This is a genomic window from Paenibacillus sp. Soil787 (assembly GCF_001429545.1).
Taxonomy (GTDB): Bacteria; Bacillota; Bacilli; order Paenibacillales; family NBRC-103111; genus Paenibacillus_E.
Window position 1 is genome coordinate 37446 of sequence record NZ_LMSP01000044.1, and the last position, 22776, is coordinate 60221.

Annotated in this window: 21 protein-coding genes; 15 read left to right on the top strand and 6 right to left on the bottom strand. The window is 45.1% G+C overall.

Annotated features, from left to right (window positions below; all coding sequences use genetic code 11):
* The first annotated feature begins 31 nt into the window (after positions 1-31).
* From ASG93_RS26370 to ASG93_RS26380, 3 genes are all read left to right on the top strand, one after another.
* Positions 32-1702, top strand: coding sequence for a long-chain-fatty-acid--CoA ligase (locus ASG93_RS26370; RefSeq protein ID WP_056836843.1), 1671 nt, complete (start codon positions 32-34; stop codon positions 1700-1702).
* 61 nt (positions 1703-1763) lie between these two features.
* Positions 1764-2180, top strand: a complete 417-nt coding sequence (locus ASG93_RS26375) for a PaaI family thioesterase (protein ID WP_056836846.1) — start codon at positions 1764-1766, stop codon at positions 2178-2180.
* Between the two features lie 220 nt (positions 2181-2400).
* A complete protein-coding gene (locus ASG93_RS26380; protein WP_056836849.1) occupies positions 2401-3999 on the top strand; it encodes a PucR family transcriptional regulator in 1599 nt (532 codons plus the stop codon).
* A gap of 31 nt (positions 4000-4030) precedes the next feature.
* Here ASG93_RS26380 and ASG93_RS26385 read toward each other — a convergent pair whose 3' ends face one another.
* Positions 4031-4900 (bottom strand): metallophosphoesterase, encoded by an 870-nt coding sequence (locus ASG93_RS26385; protein ID WP_056836850.1) that lies wholly within the window; start codon positions 4898-4900, stop codon positions 4031-4033.
* 148 nt (positions 4901-5048) lie between these two features.
* Here ASG93_RS26385 and ytxJ point away from each other — a divergent pair, with 148 nt between their 5' ends.
* The 3 genes from ytxJ to ASG93_RS26400 all read left to right on the top strand — a co-directional run bounded on the left by ytxJ (position 5049) and on the right by ASG93_RS26400 (position 7843).
* Positions 5049-5390: a bacillithiol system redox-active protein YtxJ gene (gene ytxJ, locus ASG93_RS26390; protein WP_056836852.1), complete on the top strand. Its 342-nt coding sequence runs from the start codon at positions 5049-5051 to the stop codon at positions 5388-5390.
* Positions 5391-5592: 202 nt separating this feature from the next.
* Complete coding sequence (locus ASG93_RS26395; RefSeq protein WP_056836853.1) at positions 5593-6474, top strand: DMT family transporter; 882 nt, start codon at positions 5593-5595, stop codon at positions 6472-6474.
* Between the two features lie 73 nt (positions 6475-6547).
* Entirely contained in the window at positions 6548-7843 is a 1296-nt protein-coding gene (locus ASG93_RS26400) for an MDR family MFS transporter (RefSeq protein ID WP_063891975.1), read from the top strand.
* A gap of 202 nt (positions 7844-8045) precedes the next feature.
* Here the strand turns inward: ASG93_RS26400 and ASG93_RS26405 are convergent, their stop codons facing one another.
* Positions 8046-9212: a M20 family metallopeptidase gene (locus ASG93_RS26405; protein ID WP_056836856.1), complete on the bottom strand. Its 1167-nt coding sequence runs from the start codon at positions 9210-9212 to the stop codon at positions 8046-8048.
* A 164-nt stretch (positions 9213-9376) separates the two neighbouring features.
* Here ASG93_RS26405 and ASG93_RS26410 point away from each other — a divergent pair, with 164 nt between their 5' ends.
* On the top strand, positions 9377-9661 hold the full coding sequence (locus ASG93_RS26410; RefSeq protein ID WP_056836857.1) for a hypothetical protein: 285 nt from the start codon (positions 9377-9379) through the stop codon (positions 9659-9661).
* Between the two features lie 93 nt (positions 9662-9754).
* Complete coding sequence (locus ASG93_RS26415) at positions 9755-10408, top strand: GDSL-type esterase/lipase family protein (protein ID WP_056836859.1); 654 nt, start codon at positions 9755-9757, stop codon at positions 10406-10408.
* Here ASG93_RS26415 and trhA read toward each other — a convergent pair whose 3' ends face one another.
* Positions 10409-11041 (bottom strand): PAQR family membrane homeostasis protein TrhA, encoded by a 633-nt coding sequence (gene trhA / locus ASG93_RS26420; protein WP_056836861.1) that lies wholly within the window; start codon positions 11039-11041, stop codon positions 10409-10411. It lies immediately after the preceding gene.
* 59 nt (positions 11042-11100) lie between these two features.
* Between trhA and ASG93_RS26425 the strand changes: the two genes are divergently transcribed.
* Both ASG93_RS26425 and ASG93_RS26430 read left to right on the top strand, forming a co-directional pair.
* Entirely contained in the window at positions 11101-11871 is a 771-nt protein-coding gene (locus tag ASG93_RS26425; RefSeq protein WP_056836863.1) for an SDR family NAD(P)-dependent oxidoreductase, read from the top strand.
* A 114-nt stretch (positions 11872-11985) separates the two neighbouring features.
* Positions 11986-12828, top strand: coding sequence for a DegV family protein (locus tag ASG93_RS26430; protein ID WP_056836865.1), 843 nt, complete (start codon positions 11986-11988; stop codon positions 12826-12828).
* A 192-nt stretch (positions 12829-13020) separates the two neighbouring features.
* Here ASG93_RS26430 and ASG93_RS26435 read toward each other — a convergent pair whose 3' ends face one another.
* Positions 13021-15183: a HelD family protein gene (locus ASG93_RS26435; protein WP_056836867.1), complete on the bottom strand. Its 2163-nt coding sequence runs from the start codon at positions 15181-15183 to the stop codon at positions 13021-13023.
* 174 nt (positions 15184-15357) lie between these two features.
* Between ASG93_RS26435 and ASG93_RS26440 the strand changes: the two genes are divergently transcribed.
* From ASG93_RS26440 to ASG93_RS26455, 4 genes are all read left to right on the top strand, one after another.
* Positions 15358-15837, top strand: coding sequence for a glutathione peroxidase (locus tag ASG93_RS26440; protein WP_056836869.1), 480 nt, complete (start codon positions 15358-15360; stop codon positions 15835-15837).
* 260 nt (positions 15838-16097) lie between these two features.
* Positions 16098-16463 (top strand): His/Gly/Thr/Pro-type tRNA ligase C-terminal domain-containing protein, encoded by a 366-nt coding sequence (locus ASG93_RS26445; RefSeq protein WP_056836871.1) that lies wholly within the window; start codon positions 16098-16100, stop codon positions 16461-16463.
* A 19-nt stretch (positions 16464-16482) separates the two neighbouring features.
* Positions 16483-17172: a PIG-L deacetylase family protein gene (locus ASG93_RS26450; RefSeq protein ID WP_056836872.1), complete on the top strand. Its 690-nt coding sequence runs from the start codon at positions 16483-16485 to the stop codon at positions 17170-17172.
* 45 nt (positions 17173-17217) lie between these two features.
* A complete protein-coding gene (locus tag ASG93_RS26455; protein WP_056836875.1) occupies positions 17218-17754 on the top strand; it encodes an MOSC domain-containing protein in 537 nt (178 codons plus the stop codon).
* Between the two features lie 1506 nt (positions 17755-19260).
* Here the strand turns inward: ASG93_RS26455 and ASG93_RS26460 are convergent.
* Both ASG93_RS26460 and ASG93_RS26465 read right to left on the bottom strand, forming a co-directional pair.
* Positions 19261-20970 (bottom strand): vWA domain-containing protein, encoded by a 1710-nt coding sequence (locus ASG93_RS26460; RefSeq protein ID WP_056836876.1) that lies wholly within the window; start codon positions 20968-20970, stop codon positions 19261-19263.
* A 12-nt stretch (positions 20971-20982) separates the two neighbouring features.
* Positions 20983-22284, bottom strand: coding sequence for an AAA family ATPase (locus ASG93_RS26465; RefSeq protein WP_268796060.1), 1302 nt, complete (start codon positions 22282-22284; stop codon positions 20983-20985).
* A gap of 162 nt (positions 22285-22446) precedes the next feature.
* Here ASG93_RS26465 and ASG93_RS26470 point away from each other — a divergent pair, with 162 nt between their 5' ends.
* Positions 22447-22773, top strand: coding sequence for a DUF1904 family protein (locus ASG93_RS26470; RefSeq protein ID WP_056836879.1), 327 nt, complete (start codon positions 22447-22449; stop codon positions 22771-22773).
* Positions 22774-22776 lie beyond the last annotated feature (3 nt).

Sequence of the window (22776 nt, forward strand, 5' to 3'; positions counted from 1 at the left end):
GATGTCAAGAACCTGAAGGGGATGGTTTTGTATGAATGAGGCAAAGCCTTGGCTGCGCCATTATCCATCTGAAGTGGCACCGACTTACGAGTACCCGAAGCATAATCTTGCACGTTTGCTGGTAGATTCCGCGCATAAGTTTCCGGACCGACCGGCCTTGTATTTCTTGGGGAAAACACTGCGTTATCGGGAGGTATTGGAAGCGTCTTATCGTTTTTCCAATGCTTTAAAGGAGCTTGGCGTTAGCCAGGGGGATCGAGTGTCGATAATGCTGCCGAATTGTCCTTCGGCCATCGTTGCCTACTTCGGAACCCTGATGATGGGCGGGATCGTCGTCATGACGAATCCGCTTTATGTGGAGCGAGAGCTGGTTCACCAGCTCTCGGATTCCGGAGCAACCGTTATTGTAACGTTGGATTTGCTGTTTGATCGTGTGCAAAAGGCGAAAGTCCAAACACAGATTCAACATGTTATTGTGACTTCTATTAAGGATTATTTGCCTTTTCCCAAAAATGTCTTATATCCGATTAAAATGAAAAAAGATGGTGCAAACCTTGATGTCACTTACGGGGATGGTGTTTATTCTTATAAAAAGCTGCTCCGAGCAGCTTCTCGCGCACCGATTTGTGTAGAGGTTGAGGCTGACGAGGATATTGCCCTCCTTCAATACACCGGAGGTACGACAGGGATATCCAAAGGTGTCATGCTGACGCACGCCAATTTGATTGCTAATACGTACCAAACAAGTCATTGGTGCTATCGCACCCAGTTAGGTGAGGAAAGATTTTTGGGGGCTATCCCTTGCTTCCATGTCTTTGGTTTGACCGTCTTGTTGAATCAATCGGTGTATCGGGCCGGGATGCTGATCCTCATTCCAAAGTTTGATATCAACTTGATTTTGGACACGATTCATAAGCTAAAGCCAACGATTTTCCCAGGTGCGCCAACCATGTACATTGCCTTAATCAATCATAAGCGCGTGAAGGAAGTGGATATTTCTTCTATTAATGTTTGTGTAAGCGGTTCAGCACCTCTCCCGTTAGAGGTACAAGAGCGCTTCGAGGCATTGACAGGCGGCAGATTAATCGAAGGCTATGGATTGACGGAAGCATCCCCTGTTACGCATGCGAATCCCATTTGGGGTTTTCGGAAAATAGGCTCAATTGGGATCCCTTTTCAGGATACAGATACGAAGGTTGTGGATTCGGATTCAGGTCAAGAACTGCCGGTTGGGGAAATTGGCGAAATTATCATTAAAGGGCCTCAAGTGATGAAAGGGTATTGGCAGCGCGAGCACGAAACGGCTATGACCATCAGAGATGGTTGGCTTTATACGGGCGACATGGGGCGTATGGATGAGGATGGGTTCTTCTCGATTGTTGATCGCAAGAAGGATTTAATCATAGCTGGAGGCTACAATATTTATCCGCGTGACATTGAGGAGGTTCTCTTCGAGCATCCGGCCATTCTGGAGGCTGCAGTTGCAGGCGTACCGGATGAATATCGAGGAGAAACGGTGAAAGCATTTATCGTGTTAAGACCGGGAATGACACTAACGGAAAAGGAACTAGAATTGTGGTGCCGTGAGCGTTTAGCTGCCTACAAAGTACCTCGGAAAGTCGAATTCCGCCAGTCTTTGCCGAAAACGATGATTGGAAAGGTGCTGCGCAGGCAATTACTAGAGGAAGAGAAGACGGTTTAAGAACCTCTTCCTGTTTAACAATTAAGGGGAAGCCCTTTACAAGAAGAGTGGAGGGAATCCTATGGATGATGCTAACGAACGAATTAATAAGAGACTGCAGCAATTAGCAGCATCAGCAGAGCCTACGTTTTGGGGCTTTCTTGGCTGTGAATTTGTGAGTATGCAAGACAACATCATCACGATTGCTTTGGAAGCCAAAACGCATCACTTAAACCCGATAGGGATCGTACATGGCGGTGTCCTATCTTCCTTGCTGGATAATGCAATGGGGATTGTTGTGATGATGGCCAGGCCGGAGGATAAGGTTGTAACGACGAATTTAAATGTTCATTTCGTAGCTCCTCTATATGAAGGCCGATTATTGGTGACGGCTGAGCTTGTTCATCAATCCCGAAAGATGATAACTACGCAAGGTCGTGTTTTTGACCGTGAAGGCAATTTGGGGACGATGGGAACAGGAACTTTTCGAGTGATTTGAGGTGGATTCATTTAAATGGGAGGCATGTGCTAAGCATGTCTCTCTTTTTCGTGAGTGTTAGCTTTCATCTATGATGTCATGTTTTATGACACAAAAATAAAATAAAGTCATAAAACATTCATGAAATTCACCTTTATGTCATATAAGTTAACACAAATCCATTGACTGAATTGGCAGGATCATCCTATAATCATTTAAAAGGCACTAAGGGGGAAGCACCATGCATCTTACCATTCGTGAGGCATTATCCATATATCCTTTAACGGAAGCGAAACTTGTAGCAGGCAAGCAAGGTGATTCCCGCATCGTCAAATCAGTTAATGTGATGGACGCTCCTGATATTGCTGATTGGACGAAATCAGGAGAGATGCTCTTCACCACAGCATTCGCGATGAAGGATAGTCCGCAAGAAACGGTTAATTTACTTCGTAAATTAAATGATCGCGGAGCTGCTGGGTTAGGGATCAAGCTGGGGCGTTTCTGGTCGGAGCTGCCGCAGATTGTTGCAGATGAAGCAGATCGGCTGCATTTTCCGATTATCGAGATGCCCTTTCAATTTACGTTTTCTGATCAAATGAATGCCTTGTTTAACGAAGAATACCGCCGCAATACAAAGCTGCTGCAATCTGTCCTTGAGAAACAGAAGAAGCTGATGCAATTCGGATTGAAACAGGATAATATGCTTTCCATGTTCCAATTAATCAGTGATATTCTTGGTTATCCTATGGCGGTAGTGGGAGCTAGAGGACAAATTTTATATAACACAAGCGCATGGAGTCCTGATCAACTCTCTCAGAATTGGCCGTGGAAACGGAAATCAGGCTGGGTATACGCAGGTAAAGAACGCGCTTATCGTGTAGGACTGCATCAGCAAGAAGATGAGCCTCTTGGACATTTGTTGATAATTCCGGATGCGGTTCTGCTCGCAAACGTGGAGGAAGGTTTATTCCAGCAAGCTGCAGATATCCTGACCTTCCATATGTGCTATACGTTTCGATCTCATGTTGAAGCATCTGCACAACGCGATTTACAAAACAATCTCATACGCTATTTGGATAAAGGAACCTCTCTTGAGGAGTTCCTTGAACAGGCGGAAGCCAGAGGGTTATCGATCTTTACAGGAGCTTATCAATGTGTGATCAGTAAAAATAAGCCGGAAAAACTGGTGGAGGAGCAGCCCCAAGTTAAGCTCAAGAACCTCAAACAATATATGGAATCACATCCGAAATCAAGCAGTCTGACTGGGCACCATTTTGTGTTCAAGGATATGCTGTTCTCGATCTATTCAACGAATCAGGTTGATGGGTTTCCAGAGGAAGAGCTGTCACAGCTTCTGACCAAGTACGCTAGCGATTCAGGATGTATTGAAGAAGCCGGTGATATGGCTTTCTATACGAGCTCTATGAAATTAAAGCCAACAGCGTTAAGGGAAGCTTATATGGAATGTTTGGAGACGAAGCGTATGGCATCCAAGCTTGGACTTCCTGATCGTGTGCTTCATTATGAAACCATCGAATTTGCGCATCTATTCCAGAACATGTCATCCACTATGATGGAAGATTACTGTGCCAAAATTCTACGTCCTTTACTTGAAAAAGATGCTGAATATTCGCAAGAGATGATTCGTACTTTAGAGGTGTTCATACGTAATGATGGTCAAGTAAGCGAGGCGGCAAAGCAATTATTTATTCATAGGAATACCGTAACGTACCGCTTGGAGAAGATTAGTGATCTCTTACAGGTTGATTTCAAAAAAGTAAACGATCTATTAAAATTGAAGGCCGTCTTCTTGTTTCGTCAATTTTTACATGTTAGATAGTAAACATAAAACCCTGAGACGCTTTAGGCGCTCAGGGTTTTCGCTTTTCTAAAGTAATAACAGTAATCTCTGGCCTGCACATCAGGCGAAAGGGGAGCATAGTTGTTCCAATACCGCGATTGGTGTAAACAAGCATTTTCGAATTAGGCACTTCACTAAGCCCTATGACATAATTTCTACCGCACGGTGGTTTGATAACAGCTCCAACTCCTGGTAATCGTATCTGACCGCCATGTGTGTGGCCGGATAATTGCAAATCGACGGCGCGTTCAGTTGCCTTATCCGCAAAATCAGGACAATGAGATAGCAGCAACGTAAATATTTGAGCATTGGCCCCGCGCAAGGTTTTCGCGATATCCGGTTTACCCGTCAGCATATCCTCAACGCCTGCTATTTGTATAGTTTGTCCTTTATAAGTGATCGTCTGAAAAGCGTTAACGAGAGACTGAAAGCCTCCGTTGTGCAGGATCGCGAGAGTGTAATTGTACCCAATCCATTTATCGTGGTTACCAAGTACTGCCCATTTTCCCAAAGGTGCTTCAAGGCTGCCCAGTAATTGACTGGTTAAATCTGGATCTTCGTTAATATCTGCGTCAAATAAATCGCCGGTAAAACAAAGCATGTCCGCTTTTTCTTTCTGAATCAGTTTCATGACACGTTCTAAGTCCTGAAGGTCGAAGTGATGACCAATATGGATATCGCTGAAATGTAAAAGTTTAATACCATGGAAGGCATTGGGAAGTCGCTCGAAAGGCAGTGTTATTCTCGTAATCTCGACCCATTTGGGTTCCAAGAAACTAGCATAACTGCCAAGTAAACCTCCGGAAGCGATGAAAGAGCCTGCAAGCACAGTACCTTTCTTGAGAAAAGAGCGTCTTGAGATCGGGGGTGGTGATTGCATATGTTCCTCCTGTCTTCTCTGGGAATATTTACAATTTCATTATACCAGTAAGATAGCGGGGGTTGCGAGTTGTGCGAGTTGTGTGATTTGCATATGATTGTAGCTTACTTTATAATCATTATTAACTAAAAGGAAGGGAGATGTTCTTATGTCAGCATGGAAAGAATTAACTACAGTAGAAGAGTGGCAGGAAGTACTGAATCGCTCTTCCGAGAAGCCCGTTGTCGTTCTAAAGCACAGCACAACGTGTCCGGTAAGCGCAAGCGCACTTGATGAATATGAGGAATATCTGTCCGGTAAACCAAATGCGGATGTAGATTATTTCTTAGTGAAAGTGATCGAATCCCGTCCGGTTTCGAATCAAATTGCAGAGGATCTGGGCATCAAACACGCGTCCCCGCAAATCCTTTATTTTAAAGATAAAGAATCTATCTGGAATACATCTCACTGGTCCGTAACGAACAAACATATTACAGCTGTTTTAGATTAATTCTACCATGTAATTTAAAAGAAGCCCTTGGTAACTGCTTATATGAAAATAGGCGACCAAAGGGTTTTTTTTTACGCTTTCCACGTTGTATACATATTACAATTAATTGAACAAAGTTTAAAAAAGATTGGCAAGCCGTTCTTCCTCCTATATACTTATTTGGCAACGATAAGATTTCAAGCTCTAGAGGAGTTTTCACATCATGAATGCTATGAATAAAACCAAAGTACCCATTTCTATATTTCTATTGATCGGCATCATTGCCATTTCTTTCTCAGCGATTTTTGTTCGGTGGTCATATGCGCCTGCTGCTGTCATCGCGATGTATCGGCTACTCATGACGAATGCCTTGATGCTGCCTTTTTTGTGGAATTATAGGAAAGAGATTGCTAGAATTCAATTAAGAGATTGGCTGAGAACAGCTATTTCCGGAATAGCGCTTGGTTTGCATTTCTTATTTTGGATGGATTCCCTTCATTTTACGACAGTAGCGAGTTCGACGGCTATTCTAACGTTAGAGCCCATTTTTGTGCTGCTCGGAGCGTTTCTTCTTTATGGACATCGGACTAGTCGAGCGGCATTGATCGCCATGTGTATGGCTATCGCCGGTGCCATTTGTATCGGATGGGGAGATTTTCAATTTTCCGGTAAAGCGCTTAGAGGGGATTTGCTATCTTTGGTCGGAACAATTGCTGTAGCCTTACATATTCTTTTAGGCAAAAGTTTGAGGGAGCATATATCAGCTTTTGTTTATAGTTTTTTCGTGTTCTTTTTTGCGGGGTTAGTACTTGCGGTCACCAACGTGTTCACAGGTGTGTCGTTTACCGCTTACCCAGCAAAAGAGTGGGGAATATTCTTGCTTTTGGCGATTGTTCCTACAGTGTTTGGTCATTATGTATTTAATTGGCTGCTTAAATATATGAAGGCTTCTTCTGTTTCAATGACCGTCTTAGGGGAACCGCTAGGGGCCACTTTATTAGCTTATTTCTTACTCGGAGAAACGATCACAACCGTTCAACTGCTAGCCGGGTGTTTGCTTTTAGTTGGTGTGGGCATGTTTTTACGCAGTAATGAAAAGCAGTAATTTTTTTTCGTAATTTATTGAACAATGGTAAAATAATACGAATGTCAAAAGCTCGCATACGCGGAGGTATATCGTGAGATTTCGTGATTTTCATCGTAATGTCAAACTAAGAATCGGGCTATCTTTCCTCTCCGGAACTGCTAATAATATGGTGCTTCCCTTCATGTCTATTTATTTTTCCGGAAAATTAGGAGATACAAGTGCTGGTTTAGTCGTAATTCTTGGCATTCTTGCTGGAGTCGTCGCGGGGATAATTGGAGGCTACTATGCAGATCGAATAGGGCGCAAAAAGCTGATGCTCACGGCTGAAGTAGGTTGGATGCTCTGTTTCGTTGGAATGGCGCTGGCCAATTCTCCTTGGCTTGAATCTCCGGGGATGACCTTTGTTCTGATGATTTTTGTTAGTATGTTCTGGGGCATTCATGGTCCTGCCAATGAAGCCATGCTGCTTGACGTTACAGCTCCGGATGTTCGGAAATTCATGTACGCCATCATGTACTGGATGAATAATTTATCTTTTGCAATTGCTGGGCTTGCAGGCGCTTTCTTGTTCAAATCTTATTTGTTCGAGCTATTCATTGGTTTATCCGTTATAGGTATGGTCACTTTGATTGTGACTTATTTCTTTATTGATGAAGTCTATCAACCACAAGCTGCTAGAGAGAGTAAAGGAAGCCTAAAAGGAAGTCCGTCGATGTGGGCCAATTATCGAATGGTACTGCGTGATAAAACCTTCATGATTTTCACACTAGCTTCTCTGCTGCTTGTATCGGTTGAGTTTCATCTTGGTAATTACGTGGGTGTACGGCTCGAAAAAGAGATGGTTAATATGCCATTCTTCCCATGGAATGAACAATCCTGGCATATTGACGGGTTGAAAATGTTAGGCTTTATCCGTACCGAAAATACGGTGCTAGTCGTTGTACTCTCCGTCCTCATGGGGATTATGATGCGAAGGTTCTCGGATAGCAAAGTACTGTTCATTGGGTACACATGTTACATATTGGGATATAGCTATCTGGCTTATAGTAATCAACCATGGCTGCTGCTCGTCTCGATGTTCATTGCAACGGTTGGAGAGCTCATGTATGTACCGATTAAACAAGCCTATCTGGGCAATATTGCACCTGATCATGCAAGAAGCTCTTATATGGCATTATTCGGAATGGTGTATAAAGGGGCCATGCTTTTAGGAGGTTTCGGTGTCATGCTTGGCGGATTGATCTCCTCGTGGATGATGGCATCTCTTATCGCGTTTAGCGGTTTTATTGGCATGATCATGTTTTATGCGATTCTAACCCAATTAGAAGAGCGTAAAGTGAAGGCGGAGGTTAGCCATCAGGCTTCTTCTGCAAGCGTTTCAGCGTAAAGGCATGGATAGGTAATAAATGGATGGCATTTTTTGCACATAGTTTTCCATGGTTGCTATTGTTGTATTTCGTACAACAAATCCAGCCTTCAATGGCTACTTTGCTAAACGATGTCTTGTATCGATAGACCGCAAATGAACCAGCCGCATCAACGGAGCAGGAGCTCTGTTTCATGCGGCTGGTTTTGCGTATGTAGATGGGTTATTTCTGCTCTGCAGCGAATTCCGCTTTGATTTTACTTAACAGCCCTGGACTGGTGAGTACTTCATATGCCGTGAAAGCCAGTAGCTTTGCTGTGAAAATCATGGCATTAAGAGCGGGGTCCTGCAGCGCGAGATCACGGAACTCCTTGGTATGCAGCATATGTCTCTCGTCTACAACTTTGACGAAAGGGTGAATCGTCGGGCATTGGGTAGACACGTTGCCTAGGTCAAGGGAACCGTGATCCTTGCCAATTTCGATCTCTTTCGGATCAATCCCCATTGCTAGTAACTGATCAGTGAAGACGGCTGAAAGTGTCTCATTGGTCCGAAGTTCGTCATAAGAATATTCGTAAAAGGAAGTTTTCAATGTACAGCCAGTTTGCAGGGCAGCGCCCTCAGCGCAGTGAAGTACTTTCTGGACAAGCTCGTTCGTATATGTACGGGATGCAGAGCGGACATAGAACTGAGCGACAGCATAGTCAGGGATAATATTGGGAGCTTTGCCGCCTTCGCTAATAATCCCGTGAATACGCGCATCAGACTTGGTTTGTTGGCGCAGTGCATTTATGGAATTGAACAGTTGAAGAACAGCATCAAGTGCGTTGATGCCTTCATAAGGTTGAGCAGCTGCATGAGCGGAACGACCAAAGAATTCGTATTGGATAGCGTCCATAGCTAGCGATTCGCCTGACTTCTCATATGTATAGTACGGGTGAGCCATCAGTGCGATATCCACATCTTTGAATAGTCCAGCCGCGGCCATTGGCACTTTGGCGCCTTTGGTTTCTTCGGCAGGTGTTCCATATACACGGATACTGCCGCCTGTTTCGTCGATGACCGACTTAAGGCCGATGGCTGCGCCAATACTCATCATACAGATGAGATGGTGACCGCAAGCGTGACCCAGGTCGGGCAATGCGTCATATTCAGCTAAGAAGGCCACGACAGGGCCCGCTTTGCCAGAATCATAGGTAGCGATAAATGAGGTTGCAATATCTAAGACACCGCGTTCAACGTGGAAGCCGTGATAGGTCAATTCCTCCGTTAAGCGATCCGAAGCTTTGAATTCTTCATGCCCTAGCTCTGGGTTTGCTCCTATAAAGCTGGATATGGCTTTGAATCTGTCTGCATGGTTATCAATGGTTTGTGTAATGGTTGTTTTCATAAATGGAAGACTCCTTTGTTGAATGGTTCTTAGCTCCATTGTAGTATAAAGGAAGGTGAACTACCACTTTACAGCCCACTGGGTTACAATTAATGAACAAAAAGAGTTAATAAACGCAATCTTACCAAAGAGATTTTTTGCGAAATATTTAGGGGGACTCTCACATGATGAAATATGGAGCCGAACACGAAGAACACCGATTCACATTATCTTTCACGGAATCAGAGATAAGAGGGCAATGGAGAGATATTTTCTTAGGTATTCATAAAGAGGTTGGCGAGGAGTTTCCAAAGGATTTAATCGATCCCTCTATACTGGTTATCTGTAATCTAGATGGAGAAATTGTTCAGATTGTCCTTCACGACGAGGGTTGTGATTGTGAATTCCAATTTACATTCTCGGAAAAGGCACAAATCGAAAATTATGTTAAGCAGCATGTAAACGTATAAAAAAACGACGAAAGAACTGGTGAGAGTGTCCCTTCCCAAACTGGGCGCTGGCGCATATAGTATTATACGTCAGGCTTTAGGGAGAGGATAGCAATGGAAAAGACGATCAATTATTTGGCATTTGGAGATTCACTAACGGTTGGTTTTGGAGCTCCGGAAGGTCACGGATTCGTATCTATCTATCGGCAAAAGTTGGAGCAATTGCTGAAGGTTCCTATTCACTTAAAGCCTGCAGGCAAGAATGGTGCTACAACTAGTCAATTGCTCCAATCACTCGAGTTAGATCCGGAGCTCCAAAAGGATATAAGAGAAGCGAATCTCATCACGATCACAGCTGGCGGCAATGACTTAATCCAGGCGGCAATTCCTTTCTTTTATCAAGGAGATCCCGCTTACTTAAAATCTGCGCTTCAAACGTATGAATCCAACTATAAGAAAATGGTCAGTGAAATTGAGGCGCTGCGGCAAGGGGTTGGGGAGCCTTGCTTGATCGTTTTAGTCGGGCTCTACAATCCATTGCCGCAGGTGCCGGATGCTGCTTATTGGGTACAGCGTTTTAATTTTTTTCTGCGCAAATTAGAGCAGTCCCATATTCTTGTGGTTCAAGTGTATGATGCTTTCGTAGGGCAAGATAACCGTTATTTGTCAGATGATGCTATCCACCCCAATGAAATTGGTTATGAAGAACTGGCGCGTCAAGTGGAGAATGCGGTTTCACTCGAACACCTTCAACAATTGATCCAATAATTATGCCGGTATAACATACCCGAATATAGAGAAGAAATGACAGGCGCTCCCAGCAAGCACGAAAACGTGCCAAATGGCATGGTGATAAGGGATGCGCCGCCATACATAGAAAATGGAACCAAACGTATAAAATAGTCCGCCTGCGACGAGCCACACGATACCGCCTAATGGTAGGTTCATGTACAGTGGCTTAAATGCGAAAACGATCAACCAACCCATGAGTATATAACAAAGGGTTGAAACTATGATGAATCGTTTCACGTAGAATATTTTCAAGACGATCCCGACAAAGGCTAAGCCCCAAATCACGCCAAAGAAGCTCCAACCGAGTGGCCCTCGCAAGGTGACGAGTAAATAAGGGGTATAGCTGCCTGCAATTAACAAATAAATGGCGGAGTGATCAAGAAGCTCAAACACATCCTTCAATCGCGGATGGCTCACACTGTGAAGTAGCGTGGAACAGGTATAAAGTATGACTAATGCTGCACCAAAAATGCTAAAACTGACAATGTGCCAAACAGTGCCATGTAAGGAAGCCTGCACAATGAGCAGGACAAGCGCTGCAATGCTTAACAACACGCCTACGCCGTGGCTGATGGCGTTGGCTTTCTCTTCCCGAATGGAATAGTCCATAAATAACCCTTCTTTCGCTCTTAAATATCCTATTACCTAATAGATTGGACGATGAAAAGATGTTTTTACCTTCATTTCAACTACAAAATAAAATTGCCTTAGTCACAGGAGCAGGAAGAGGCATTGGCAGAGCGCTAGCCATAGGCCTTGCTGAGGCGGGGGCTGACGTAGCTCTTTTCGCCCGTACAGCAAGTGATATTGAGGAAGTGGCCCATGAAATTCGTGCCTTGGGACGAAAGGCATATCCGATTACGGTTGATGTCACGAATAGAGAACAGATCGAGGAAGCAGTCCAACAACTCATTGAACAGACGGGTCGTCTGGATATTCTAGTGAACAATGCGGGCATGAATATTCGCAGTCAAGCGTTAGCTGTTACGGATGAAGAATGGGACACCATTATGCAAACGAATCTTAAATCTGCGTTCTTGTGTTCACAAATCGTAGGTCGTCATATGCAGCAAAAGGAATATGGAAGAATTATCAATATCGCTTCTGTTGCTGGTCAGGTTGCCCTTCGAACAGGTGTTGTATACGCAGCTACCAAAGCTGCGATGATCCAAATGACGAAGGTGCTAGCACTTGAATGGGGTAAATATGGGATTAATGTAAATAGCATTGGACCGTGGTATTTTAAAACACCTTTGACAGAGAAAATTCTTGCTAATCCAGATTACCTGGCCGAAATTATTGCGCGTACACCTCTTGGGCGCGTGGGAGAGCTTGAGGAGTTGGTAGGACCCGCTGTATTTTTCGCTTCGGATGCGGCGAATTATGTGACAGGTCAGACTTTGTTCGTTGATGGTGGTATGACCATTTACGGCTTCTAGGTGGAGCTTCAAGATAGATAGACAAACAGACAGCATAGACCGTCGTTGCCAGCCACTGCGGACCGCATACAGTAGGTATTGTTTTTGCAATAAAATAAGAAATGAGTGGACACCATGACGACAATCAAGATTATCACAGATAGCAGTTGCGACCTTCCCGAAAAGATCGTAGACGAGATAGAGATTGCGATTGTTCCATTATCCGTACATTTTGGAGAGGAATGCATGCCGCCTGACATGGTGCTAGCTGACTTTTATGCGAGAATGAGAAAGGAAAGCGTCCTGCCGAAGACGTCAAGTCCGGCTCCGCAGCTATTCCTCGCTGAATATCAGAAGGTCAAGGAAGACCAAGATATTCTTGTGATTAGTCTTTCATCTGCTCTTAGCAGTACCTACCATCATGCAATCATGGCTAAAGAGATGCTTCTCGAAGAAGGTTATACAGGACGTATCGAGGTGATTGATTCGAAAACAACTTCACTTGGACTCGGCGTTCTCGTCTATAAGGCAGCCAAAATGGCCGAAGCGAATGTTCCATTTGAACAAATTGTAGAAGTGATAGGGCAAGCTGTAACGACTTCGGTCACTTTTTTCTTTCTTGATACGTTAGAAAATGTAATAAAAGGCGGCAGGCTTGACCGAGTGAGGGGCGCGGTTGCGTCTGTGTTGAATATTAAGCTTCTAATGAAAGCCAGTGAAGAAGGTGCCGTGGAAGTGATTGAGAAAATCCGCGGAACCCAGCAAGCCTTGAAACGATTAATCACCAAAATAGGGGAAACTCACCACGATTTCGATAAAGATGTGATTGCCATCGCACATAGCAATTGTGAGGATAGAGCGCGTGAAGTCTTGAACCAACTACTTGAGAAATATCCGTTCCGCAAAGTGCTGTTCTCTAACATGGGCACGGTTATTGGTACCTATGCGGGTGAAGGCGGCGTTCTTATTGCTTACTAAAAATGTGAGTAAAGACGCAAGGATAAACGACTCCGTCGTCCTTCAGGGACGAGCGCGTTTGTCAAGGTAGATGCGAAGCAAAAGTATAAAACTTATACTTTCTTATCTACTGTATTTACCCGATCTTTATGATCGGTGAACAGGTGTCTTTATTCGTTGTAGGAAACTATAGATTTAGTTTACTGCTTGAAACTATCCAGGATATTGGGTTTCCACAATCTCTGTATCTTCCGTTGAGACCAGAGGGGACAGCTCGCCTGGAGCCATTAGCCATAATTCATGAAGGGCGCGCGTACAGCCTACATACAGCAGTTTGGCATCCATAAAAGTGGCTTCGTAATGCCCGGCAGTGACATCCATGAGTAGAACGGCATCAAATTCAAGTCCCTTGGTCAAAAAGACGGGAAGGACCGAGATACCACCGCGATACACTCGCTGCTTGGAAGTTATGAGATTCGTTTCGATTCCAGCATCTGTCAACGCATCATGAAGCTCTTGTGCTTGCTTCTCTGTACGGGCAACAACAGCGATTGTGCTCGAGCTCCCTTGCTTCAAGGTTGCGATGACACGCTGCAGAAGAGGCAATCGGCCTTTGATGTCCGTCTGTAGAACGCGGACTTTGTTGCCGCTGCGGAAAACTGGAACAGCAAGGAGCGGATTCTCGACGCCTCGTTTCAGAACCTCATTGGCAAACTGGATGATTTCCATCGTGGAGCGATAACTTCGTTCCAGTTCGAAATAACCGGTCTCGTCTGTCTGAAACAAGCTGGAAAATTCCTTCCAGTCAGTGATGCCTTGATAAGCGTGAATTCCCTGTGATAAATCGCCTAGTATCGTGAATGAACTATTCCTTGTATAAGAATCAAGCACAGCAACTTGGAAAGGTGAAAAGTCCTGCGCCTCATCAATCACGACGTGGTCGAATAACCGATCAGAGGGAATGCCGAAAAGGCGTGTATGAATATAAAGGAGTGGAGCGAGATCCTCAAGCTGCACTTCTTTTTTCTTGAAAAGCTTCAGCGAAGCGGTGACAATTGGTTCTGGTATTTGATTGAGAAGGTCGATGGGCAAGCTGTCCGGACGATCTTTGTCTGAGAAGAGCATCTTGTAGAAGCTGAATGCCGAGTGATCGGGCCATCCGGTCAGATACGTGCGCAGGCGCTGAGCAGCTTTCTTTTTCAGCTCTTTCTTCCGACTTTGCTCCCAAATCTTGTCGAGCTGAATTTCCATCCAGCGTTTGATCCGAGCAATGACACGCTCACGCCTTTTGACAAGCGGATAGTGCTTGTTCTCTACGAAAAACCATTCGCGAATGGTTGCAATTGGAAGCTTGACACCCTCCCACGGGATGAAGTCTGAAGTAGGTACATAAGACTCCTCGAACCTTGTGAGACAGTGATCTAGGTATTGTTTATAAGCAATGGACCCTTTAAATCGTCCAGGCGCTTGATCATCTACCGGCGGTCTTTTGCTGCCAAGTGAGAACCAGGTTTGAAGAACGAGTGCCTGATCAGCTAGCTTTACTTCTTGGTCGAGTACATCAAGTGCCCAATCTGTGAAAGTGCTTTGCTGGATATTTCCGACTCCAAGTTCAGGCAGTACACCGGAAATGTAGTCGAGGAACATAGAGTTGGGTGCAAAAATGATCATTCGTTCTGCACGAACCTGTTCGCGGTATTGATAGAGTAAGAAAGCAAGTCGATGCAGGGCGACAGTTGTCTTACCGCTTCCTGCGACCCCTTGGATAATCAATGCTGTATTCTTCGCTGCGCGGATAATGCGGTCTTGCTCGGCTTGGATGGTAGATACAATGTCGCGCAGTTTATTGTCTTTATTTTCGCCAAGACGGTAGAGTAAGAACTCATCGCCGACGGCCAGAGAGTCTTCATTGCGGTCATAGGTATCAACGACACGTTGGAGAATTTGCTTGCGGACGACGAGGTTGCGCTTGAGATAAACGAGGCCATCAATAAGGCCGTCAGGTGAATCGTAAGAAGCAGCGTCCAGTCCGCCGGTGAATGAATAGAAAAGGCTAGCGACTGGTGCCCGCCAGTCAATGACAAGCAATTGGCCTGTTCGCTCGTCCTCGACGCCTGATTTACCAATATAAAGCGGAAGAGCGGAAGCCGTTCCAGTCTCTTGGAAGTCTAGGCGGCCGAAATAAGGTTCATCAACAGCTTTAGCTAAATTGTATCGGCCATTCTCGCGTGCTGCCTCCAACGCTTGCTCTGTTAAATCCGGACCGTAATAAACAGGAGTCGACCTAAGCCGCTCAAGCTGTTTGTCAATTTCCGCATTCGTTTGCTCGAGTTGTTGTAATTCTTCTTGATAGGCACTTTGAGTCTTTGTGTCCAAGATCAGTTACCTCCTAAGATCAGATGTTGTCTATTAGAGAAATAAACAGGTAAACAATATATCACACCTGTCAGTATATGGGAAGCTAAACTGTCTAGCTTGTGATTTGGGCTCACCCAAGAAAGAATGTTATAATGGACGGGAACTTATTATAATTTGAAGGAGTGCGGAGCTATGTCCATCTACAATATTGAGGTTCAAACGATCTCAGGCGAAACGAAGTCACTTTCCGAATATAAAGGAAAAGTGCTGCTCATTGTAAATACAGCAAGTGCATGTGGGCTTACACCGCATTACAAAGGGCTCCAAAGCTTATATGAACAGTATCAAGATAATGGATTGGTTGTTCTGGGATTCCCTTGTAATCAGTTTGGCGGTCAAGAAACAGGTACGAATGAAGAAATCCAAAGCTTCTGCGAGCTCAATTACAAAGTTACATTTTCGTTATTTGATAAAATCGATGTGAAGGGTGAACATGCTCATCCCTTATATACTTACTTGCTAAGCCATACACCTGAACCGTACCGTACAGGAGAAATCGAATGGAATTTCGTGAAATTCCTAGTAGATGCAAACGGTATTGTTGTTAAGCAATACAGTGCTAGTACGGATCCAGCGGTTATCGCTCCGGATATTGAAGCAATTTTAGCATAGAATAAATAAAAAAAGCTGTTGCATCTATGACAGCGGCTCGCTATAATCATAATAATCATGAAGTTGAAGGAGACGAATCATATGAAGAATACAGCTTGGTTCGTACAAATTCATTATTTTGATAGGCGTTAGCACACACCTGTACATATCAGGGTGGGCTAACGCATTTCGCGTTGGCCACCCTGCGGGATAGCAATTCGCGCAGGACCATAGGTCCGGCGCGTTTTTTTATCTCGTTAAGAATGGGAAGGGTGGATGTTATGCGAAACGTGGAAGGATCAAATGAAGGTTGGAGTTCAGAAAGTTCGTATGGAAAGCAGCTAGAAGAACAAGCTATAGTAATCCTTCTAGACTCTAAAGCTACTGAAGCTGCATGTCGAATGACAAATGAGCTGAAACTAGCTGGTATAGGTATTAAGATGGTTGATGAGAAGTTGGATGTAGATAAGCAGCTATTGACTGTGACAAAACCTGGAATTCGCTTTATCATCTGTATTGGCTTGGAAGATAGCTCGAATGACCAAGTGAAGTTAATGGATATGCTAGACCTGTATGAGAAAGTGATGCCGATGGATCAAGCCATTTATTGCATCGAGAAGATTTATCCGCCAGCAGCTTTTACCTAAAAAAGAGTGGAGTGAAGAGATGAAGCACCCATATGGATTTATTTATGCACATCCGGATGATGAGACGTTTCTTAGTGCGTGCATCATTCGCAAGCTTGCCGATCAAGGGGAGAATCCTGCTTTGTTGTTGGCAACACGAGGTGAAGCAGGAAGACAAGGCTTAGAGCGGGCAACAGATCGATCAGAACTGGCTAAGCTGCGAGAGAAAGAGATGGATGAAGCCGCCAAGGTGTTGGGCTTGTCGAACGTGGAGAACTTGGGCCATCCGGATGGTCAGCTCGCAGAGATTGATTTCAATGCTCTAGTTGAAGGTGTCATCTCTTTTATTCAGCGGTATGAAGTCGAGGTTCTATTCACATTTCCGGAGGATGGGGGCAATGGTCACCCTGATCATATCACCATCTCCAAGGTGACAACGGCGGCTGTATGGAGCGGTAAGTGTCCGAGTGTACGCAAGTTATATTATGCAGCAGCGGCTTCATTACTCGCAAAAGGTCACAAGCCTTCGATAGTAGTAGATACAGAAGCTGGTTGGCCGATCAAGGCAGCAGCCTTGCGTGCTCATGCAACCCAGCATGTAACTATTGCCAAATACTTCGGTGATCTTGATGTTTTTCCGGAAAATCGTCGATGGGAAGCTTTTGTGCTTGGTTGGCAGGATGGAACGATGTGGCCAGAGCAGGACTTAACGAAGGTACTGGAAGAATAGGGGCATTAAATGGTATGATATGGGACAAGGCAGGTGAACGAACTCATGGCAATTATGGCTAAAATTGAAGCTGTGCTTATTGCGGATGACGCATCAACATTTGTAACGAGAGAAATCGACGGTGTCGAACTAAGTTTTGGGGGCATTGAAGGTGATCGTCACTTCGGGTTATTCGCCAAAGCAGACTCGCGGCAGCCGATGTACAAGAGAGGCCAAGAGATCATGAATCGTCGTCAACTCAGCATTGTATCCGTTGAGGAACTACAAGGCATTGCGCAGCGACTGGGTGTGGAAACAATTAAACCGGAGTGGTTGGGTGCAAATATTGTTGTGAGCGGCGCTCCTGAATTAACCAAGCTTCCTATGGGAATCCGAATGATCCTGCCAAGTGGCGGCGGACTTGTGTGCGAAGGCGAGAACGAGCCTTGTGCAGGACCTGGCAAGCAGATTGCCAATCATTACGGAGACAGAAGCCTAACACAACAATTTATCAAACATGCAGGGCAAAGCAGAGGGATTGTCGCTTACGTGGAACGCCCAGGTGAAATAAAACCAGGTGATTTGGTCGAGATTCAAATTTAGTTACATATATTTTTTTGGGGTACCCCCAAAAGTGTGCGTCTCTTCTCGAAATCTATATTTTAGTGAGATTTATCATAGAGAATTGATTAGGAAGGTGTGGACAGATGTCGCTTTGCAACTGTGAAACATGCGGACAAGTTCATATTTCGAAATTTGAAAAGCGTTGTAAATCTTGCTCCCAGATTCATTTGAACGAGTCACACAAAGTGAAGGATTTCGTTCGGGCCCATCCGCGTGCCACACTTATTGAGGTTTACCACCAAACGGGTGTATCTTTGAGAACAATAAAAGAACTTATTAGAGCTTGAATACATAGTAAACGGCTAAAACCATGTTGGTCTTCATTGAAGATCATCATGGTTTTTTATGTGGGATTATATGACTGCGACTATAAAAAGCAGCGATTGGTACTTGTTAAGTAACTAGGAATGGAACTGACAAAATGAACTTGCAAAATGAATTAGCAAAATGAACTAGCAAAATGAAGTAGCAAAAGGAACTAGGAGGCGCTATTTATCCAAATATCCGCCTATATTAGTTTAAAGGGAATGAGGAGGCGTTATTTTGCAATTTTTGGCGGCAAATACGGCATCCGAAGAGAAATAAGTGATCGACGTTCCGTTTCGCAAGCATAATAGTGACTTTCGAGCAAAATAAGGCATTGACGTTCCGCTCATGAAGGTTCAGGGTGGGGCTATTATGAAAGTGATAGCATTCTAGTGTATGAATCATTGAAAACCCGACCCAAGTCCCCCCCCGCCTCACTTTTACTGGTTCGATACGAAGTAACTGAAGCTAAGAAAATAAACGGATTACGCCGCCATTACGTGTGAGTGTTTATATAGGTTGATACAAAGCAAGCTACGCCCAAGCGTAATGCTTATGCTTGCTTTTCCCTGTTATCCACGCGAATGTTGTAATAAGAGAATGTCACTTCATTCAGTTTGCATCCTCCCTTCTGTTAGTTAGATATGATTCAAAAATTTGAATTAGAGTCATTCAGCAACTTTGTGAAGGGTTAAGGGCTAGAATGATTGCCAATGTTGTAATTACTGCAACAATTCTCACGCCAAAAGGCTATTTTGCCACTTGAAGTTGCAGTTTGTACAACATTTCGAACCGATTTGTTGCAAAATGGCCTATATAGGGCTCATTTGTTGTACATTATGCAAAAATGAAGGGGGAGAGGCAGGAAATCGGCAGTTATTGTTGTACGAAATACAACTTGCTCAGAAGCCCCCTAATTAGATTGGAGTCATCAATATGCAATAAGGTACAATATTGGTGAGGGGGAATGAGACGTATGAAAAGCAATATCCTATATGATGAGCAACGGATCAAGGTTGCTCAAGAGGCTCTCAGTGCCTAGTAAAAATCCGTAGCTAACTATCCTAAATAAGAGAAGCTTCGTCGTCTAACCCCAAGCCCAAAACCTTATAATTATATAGAAAAAACCTTTAATTCCCAATTGGGATTGAAGGCTTTTACGCTATTTTGAAGCTGTCACTACCGCTTAGCAAACACATCCAGCAGAAGTTCATCCTTCACGGGATCTTGAACATCCCAGGCGGTAGCGAATCTAACTTGGTGAGAAACGCCGACAATTTCGTACTTCTGTACGAGATGTTGGCGGGCGGAGCCGATAATGAGCGAATGCAGCCGCAGCTGCTTCTTCTGACCAAGAGCGCCAAGCTTCTGCAGAGTCGCTTTGGAGATTTGGCCGACACCATCGGTGACCATCACGAAGTCGGCATCGTGAAACTGCCGCTCGTGCTGTACGATGTCCATGCCTCTGCTCAGCGGCGCGTCGAAGTTCGTGCCGCCGCCGAATGCGAGCTGAGCCAGACCATAGAAGCGGTCCCAATCCGGCCGCTTATACGACAGCACATGCTCGATGAGCTCGCCCTTCGCCCCGAACAGGAGGAGGACGAAGTCCCGTCGCTCTAGGAGTGAGAAGGAGGCGAAGGTCGCCGTAAACAGCTGAGCAAGCCGCAGCTTGCTGCCTCGCATCGAGTGGGAGGTATCGAGCATGCAGATAACAGGACCTTTCTGCGGCTCTTCAACAGAGCCGGTGTAATTGTAGGTCATGAGCTTATTTTCCATCCATTTGACGAGAAAATAAGGCTCAAAGTCTTCGTCAGCGAGCAAGCTGGCTTCGCTCGGAAGCAGATGCGCGATGTCGCCAGACTGGCGTAAATCATCGTAAGCTTCCGGGACATAAGGCGAGCGCAGCTTCTTACGCTGCACCCTAAGGTGATGGATGTTCCGTCCCACCTCCTGCAGGAAAGACACTAGATCCTTGCTGCGCTTCAGTTTCTCAATCCACTGCACGTAGTGCTCGAACGTCTGCCGCCGCAATTTCCCCAGCTCGCTGCCCCAGCGCCGGTTCGCGAGCCTCTGACTCGCTTGCACGAGCTCGTGCACATTGAAGCTGTCCACCTCTTCGAGGGACAGCGTCTCCTTCAAAGCTTGCCCGAGCCAGTCGCCGAGCTCGGCCTCGATCTCCTTCATGGCCGCGAGGTCGCGCGCGCTCATGCGGTCCAGCTGCCGCTCGCGGCGCTCGAGTTCCTCTTCCGCCTTGCGCAGCTTCGCTTTGAGCTTATCGCGCTTCATGAACTCGGTGCGCATCTCGTTTTGCAGCTCTGCGATGCGCTGCTTCAGTGCTCGAATCTCCTCCGCGATGAGCGGCCGCGAATCGACGGCTTCCTGCTTGTCTTCGACGGCGCGCTTCCCTTGCTGCAGCGTATAGCCAACAAGCCGCAGCTTCTCGATTTGCTTCTCGGAGAGGCGCTCACTCACGCTCTTTTCCTCTTGTCCGCTCATCTGCTGCTTCTTCTCGAAGCCAAAGCCGCTTATTTTCTGTTCCTTTTGTCTGCGTTTGACTTCTTTCTCATAGGACTCGGTAAGCCACATCAGCGCCTTAAGCGCTGTTTTGAAAGAGGCATTTACTTGTCCAATTGTACGAGGATGAATGGACACATAGAAGTACTGCTTGCGCAGCGTTAAAACCATCCAACGGTGGAAGGGGGTTTCCTCTACAGTGCCGTCCACTTCAGGCTTCGTTAAGTAGAAACACATAAAGAAATCAGCAAAAAGTTCAAGCGTAAACCAAGGGGCTTGCCTTACGGCCTCGCGCATCCATTCTTGTGCAACGCGCGATGAGTGTACGTAGCCCTCGAACACATACCTGTCAACCCGAGTGCAGCGTATGATCATATAGGTAACCTCTTATAACGTATAGTCGTATATGATTCCCGGGATTTCCCGGTCAAACAGTGTGCGATATAAGCCTTGGATGGATTGTAATATGCGCTCGCCCTGAATGCGCAGATGCGTGAATTTAACGGCATACTGCTCAGGGTGCTGCAGAAAGATAGATTGAGAAGCAATCCATTCCGGCAGTTTCTTTTCTTTCTCCTGCCAGGAGATAAGTCTGCCTCGCAGGCTTCTGGCTGTTTCTTCCAGCTCCATTCGGCACTCTTCCAAAGTCGCTTTCAATCGTTCGGCAGCGTCCTTATTTAAAGCGCCGCCGATTTCTTTTTTAAATTGGAAGGCATGTAATTCATCTTCTTTCTCCAACCATTTTTTAACCGTCAAGTTATATTGAATCAGCGGGAGTTCTTGTTCCATTTCTCGTTTGAGCATGTCCTGGAATAAGGTGTCGAAGATGGCTTTGAGCTCTGCCAAATCTTCAGGGAAATCCCACAGCATATGCGGGGTTAGTACGGTATCCCACACATTGACCGCGCTGCGCCCATGGATAGCTGCTGAAATCTTCCACGAATGGCCAATCTTGTGGTAGCGGCGATCCGAAAGCACATATTCTTTCTCTTCAAGAGCTGTCTTCAATTGAAAAAGCATGTAAACCAGCGCATCTGGCAATTGAACCTCGGCCGCCTGTGATTTCAACTGTTTCACCAATTCCGTTGTCAAGAGGGTAGGGAGAGGTGTGGTTGGTGCCTGAAACATGAGTTCAAAGCTTGAAATTTGCTTGACATATTCGACTTCAAATCGGAATAAGAAGCGGTCGTACAGCGCCGCTAATTGTTCGTTATCTTCGGGTAACTCATTTGATGCTGCCATTAAGAATAGAAGAGGAGACTGCTGCTTCTGCCGTCCATTGAAGAAGACACGTTCATTTAAGACAGAAAGAAGCGCATTCAGTATGGCGCTGTTCGCTTTGAATATTTCATCGAGGAAGGCGAAGCGAGCGCTTGGTAAGTAGCCGTCAGTGAGCCTAATATACTCATCATTTTTTAGTTTTTGTAAGGAGACAGGCCCGAATAATTCATCTGGTGTTGTGAAGCGGGTTAATAGATAATCATAATAAGGTTCGTTACCGAATAATTCGGCAGCAGCGCGTGCTAATTGAGATTTCGCTGAACCGGGAGGTCCAACTAATAAGACGTGTTCGCCGCTCATGATAGCGAGCAGCAAGACACGGATGAGCTCTTCCCGTTCCATGAAACGTTTTTCGAGATGACCCATAGCTTCTCTTAATTTGTTCTGTATGACGATGGGTTCTTTCACATTGTTGTCCCCCTTGGCGTAATCAAAGCTTGTATGTTTACATTGTATCAAACTGCCCGGCAAACATCGAATATGCTACAATGTAATCTGTAGTGCCTATATGACATTAACGCTGCACAGGCAGCTTGCAGTCTTCCAAGAAAATACAAAGGAGCGTTATCTATGCCCCAAATGATCGTTAGAGGAATTAGTGTTCCTCAAATTCAATCCATTAGTACGGCGTTAATTGAAGAACTAGCTCAAGTATGTTCGTGTGGAACAGACAACTTTATGCTGGAATGTCTCCCCACAGTTTCTATATTTGAAGGGAAGGAAGTAGATACGTATCCTTTTATAGAAGTAGGATGGTTTGAGAGAGGGCAGGAGACGCGTGATGATTATGCTAGCGTGCTGACCAAACACGTTCTTTCGCTTGGCATACCTGAGGTAGAGATCGCCTTTCGCGTATACCGGGAGGATAGCTATTATTGGAATGGGAAGTTAATTTGAATG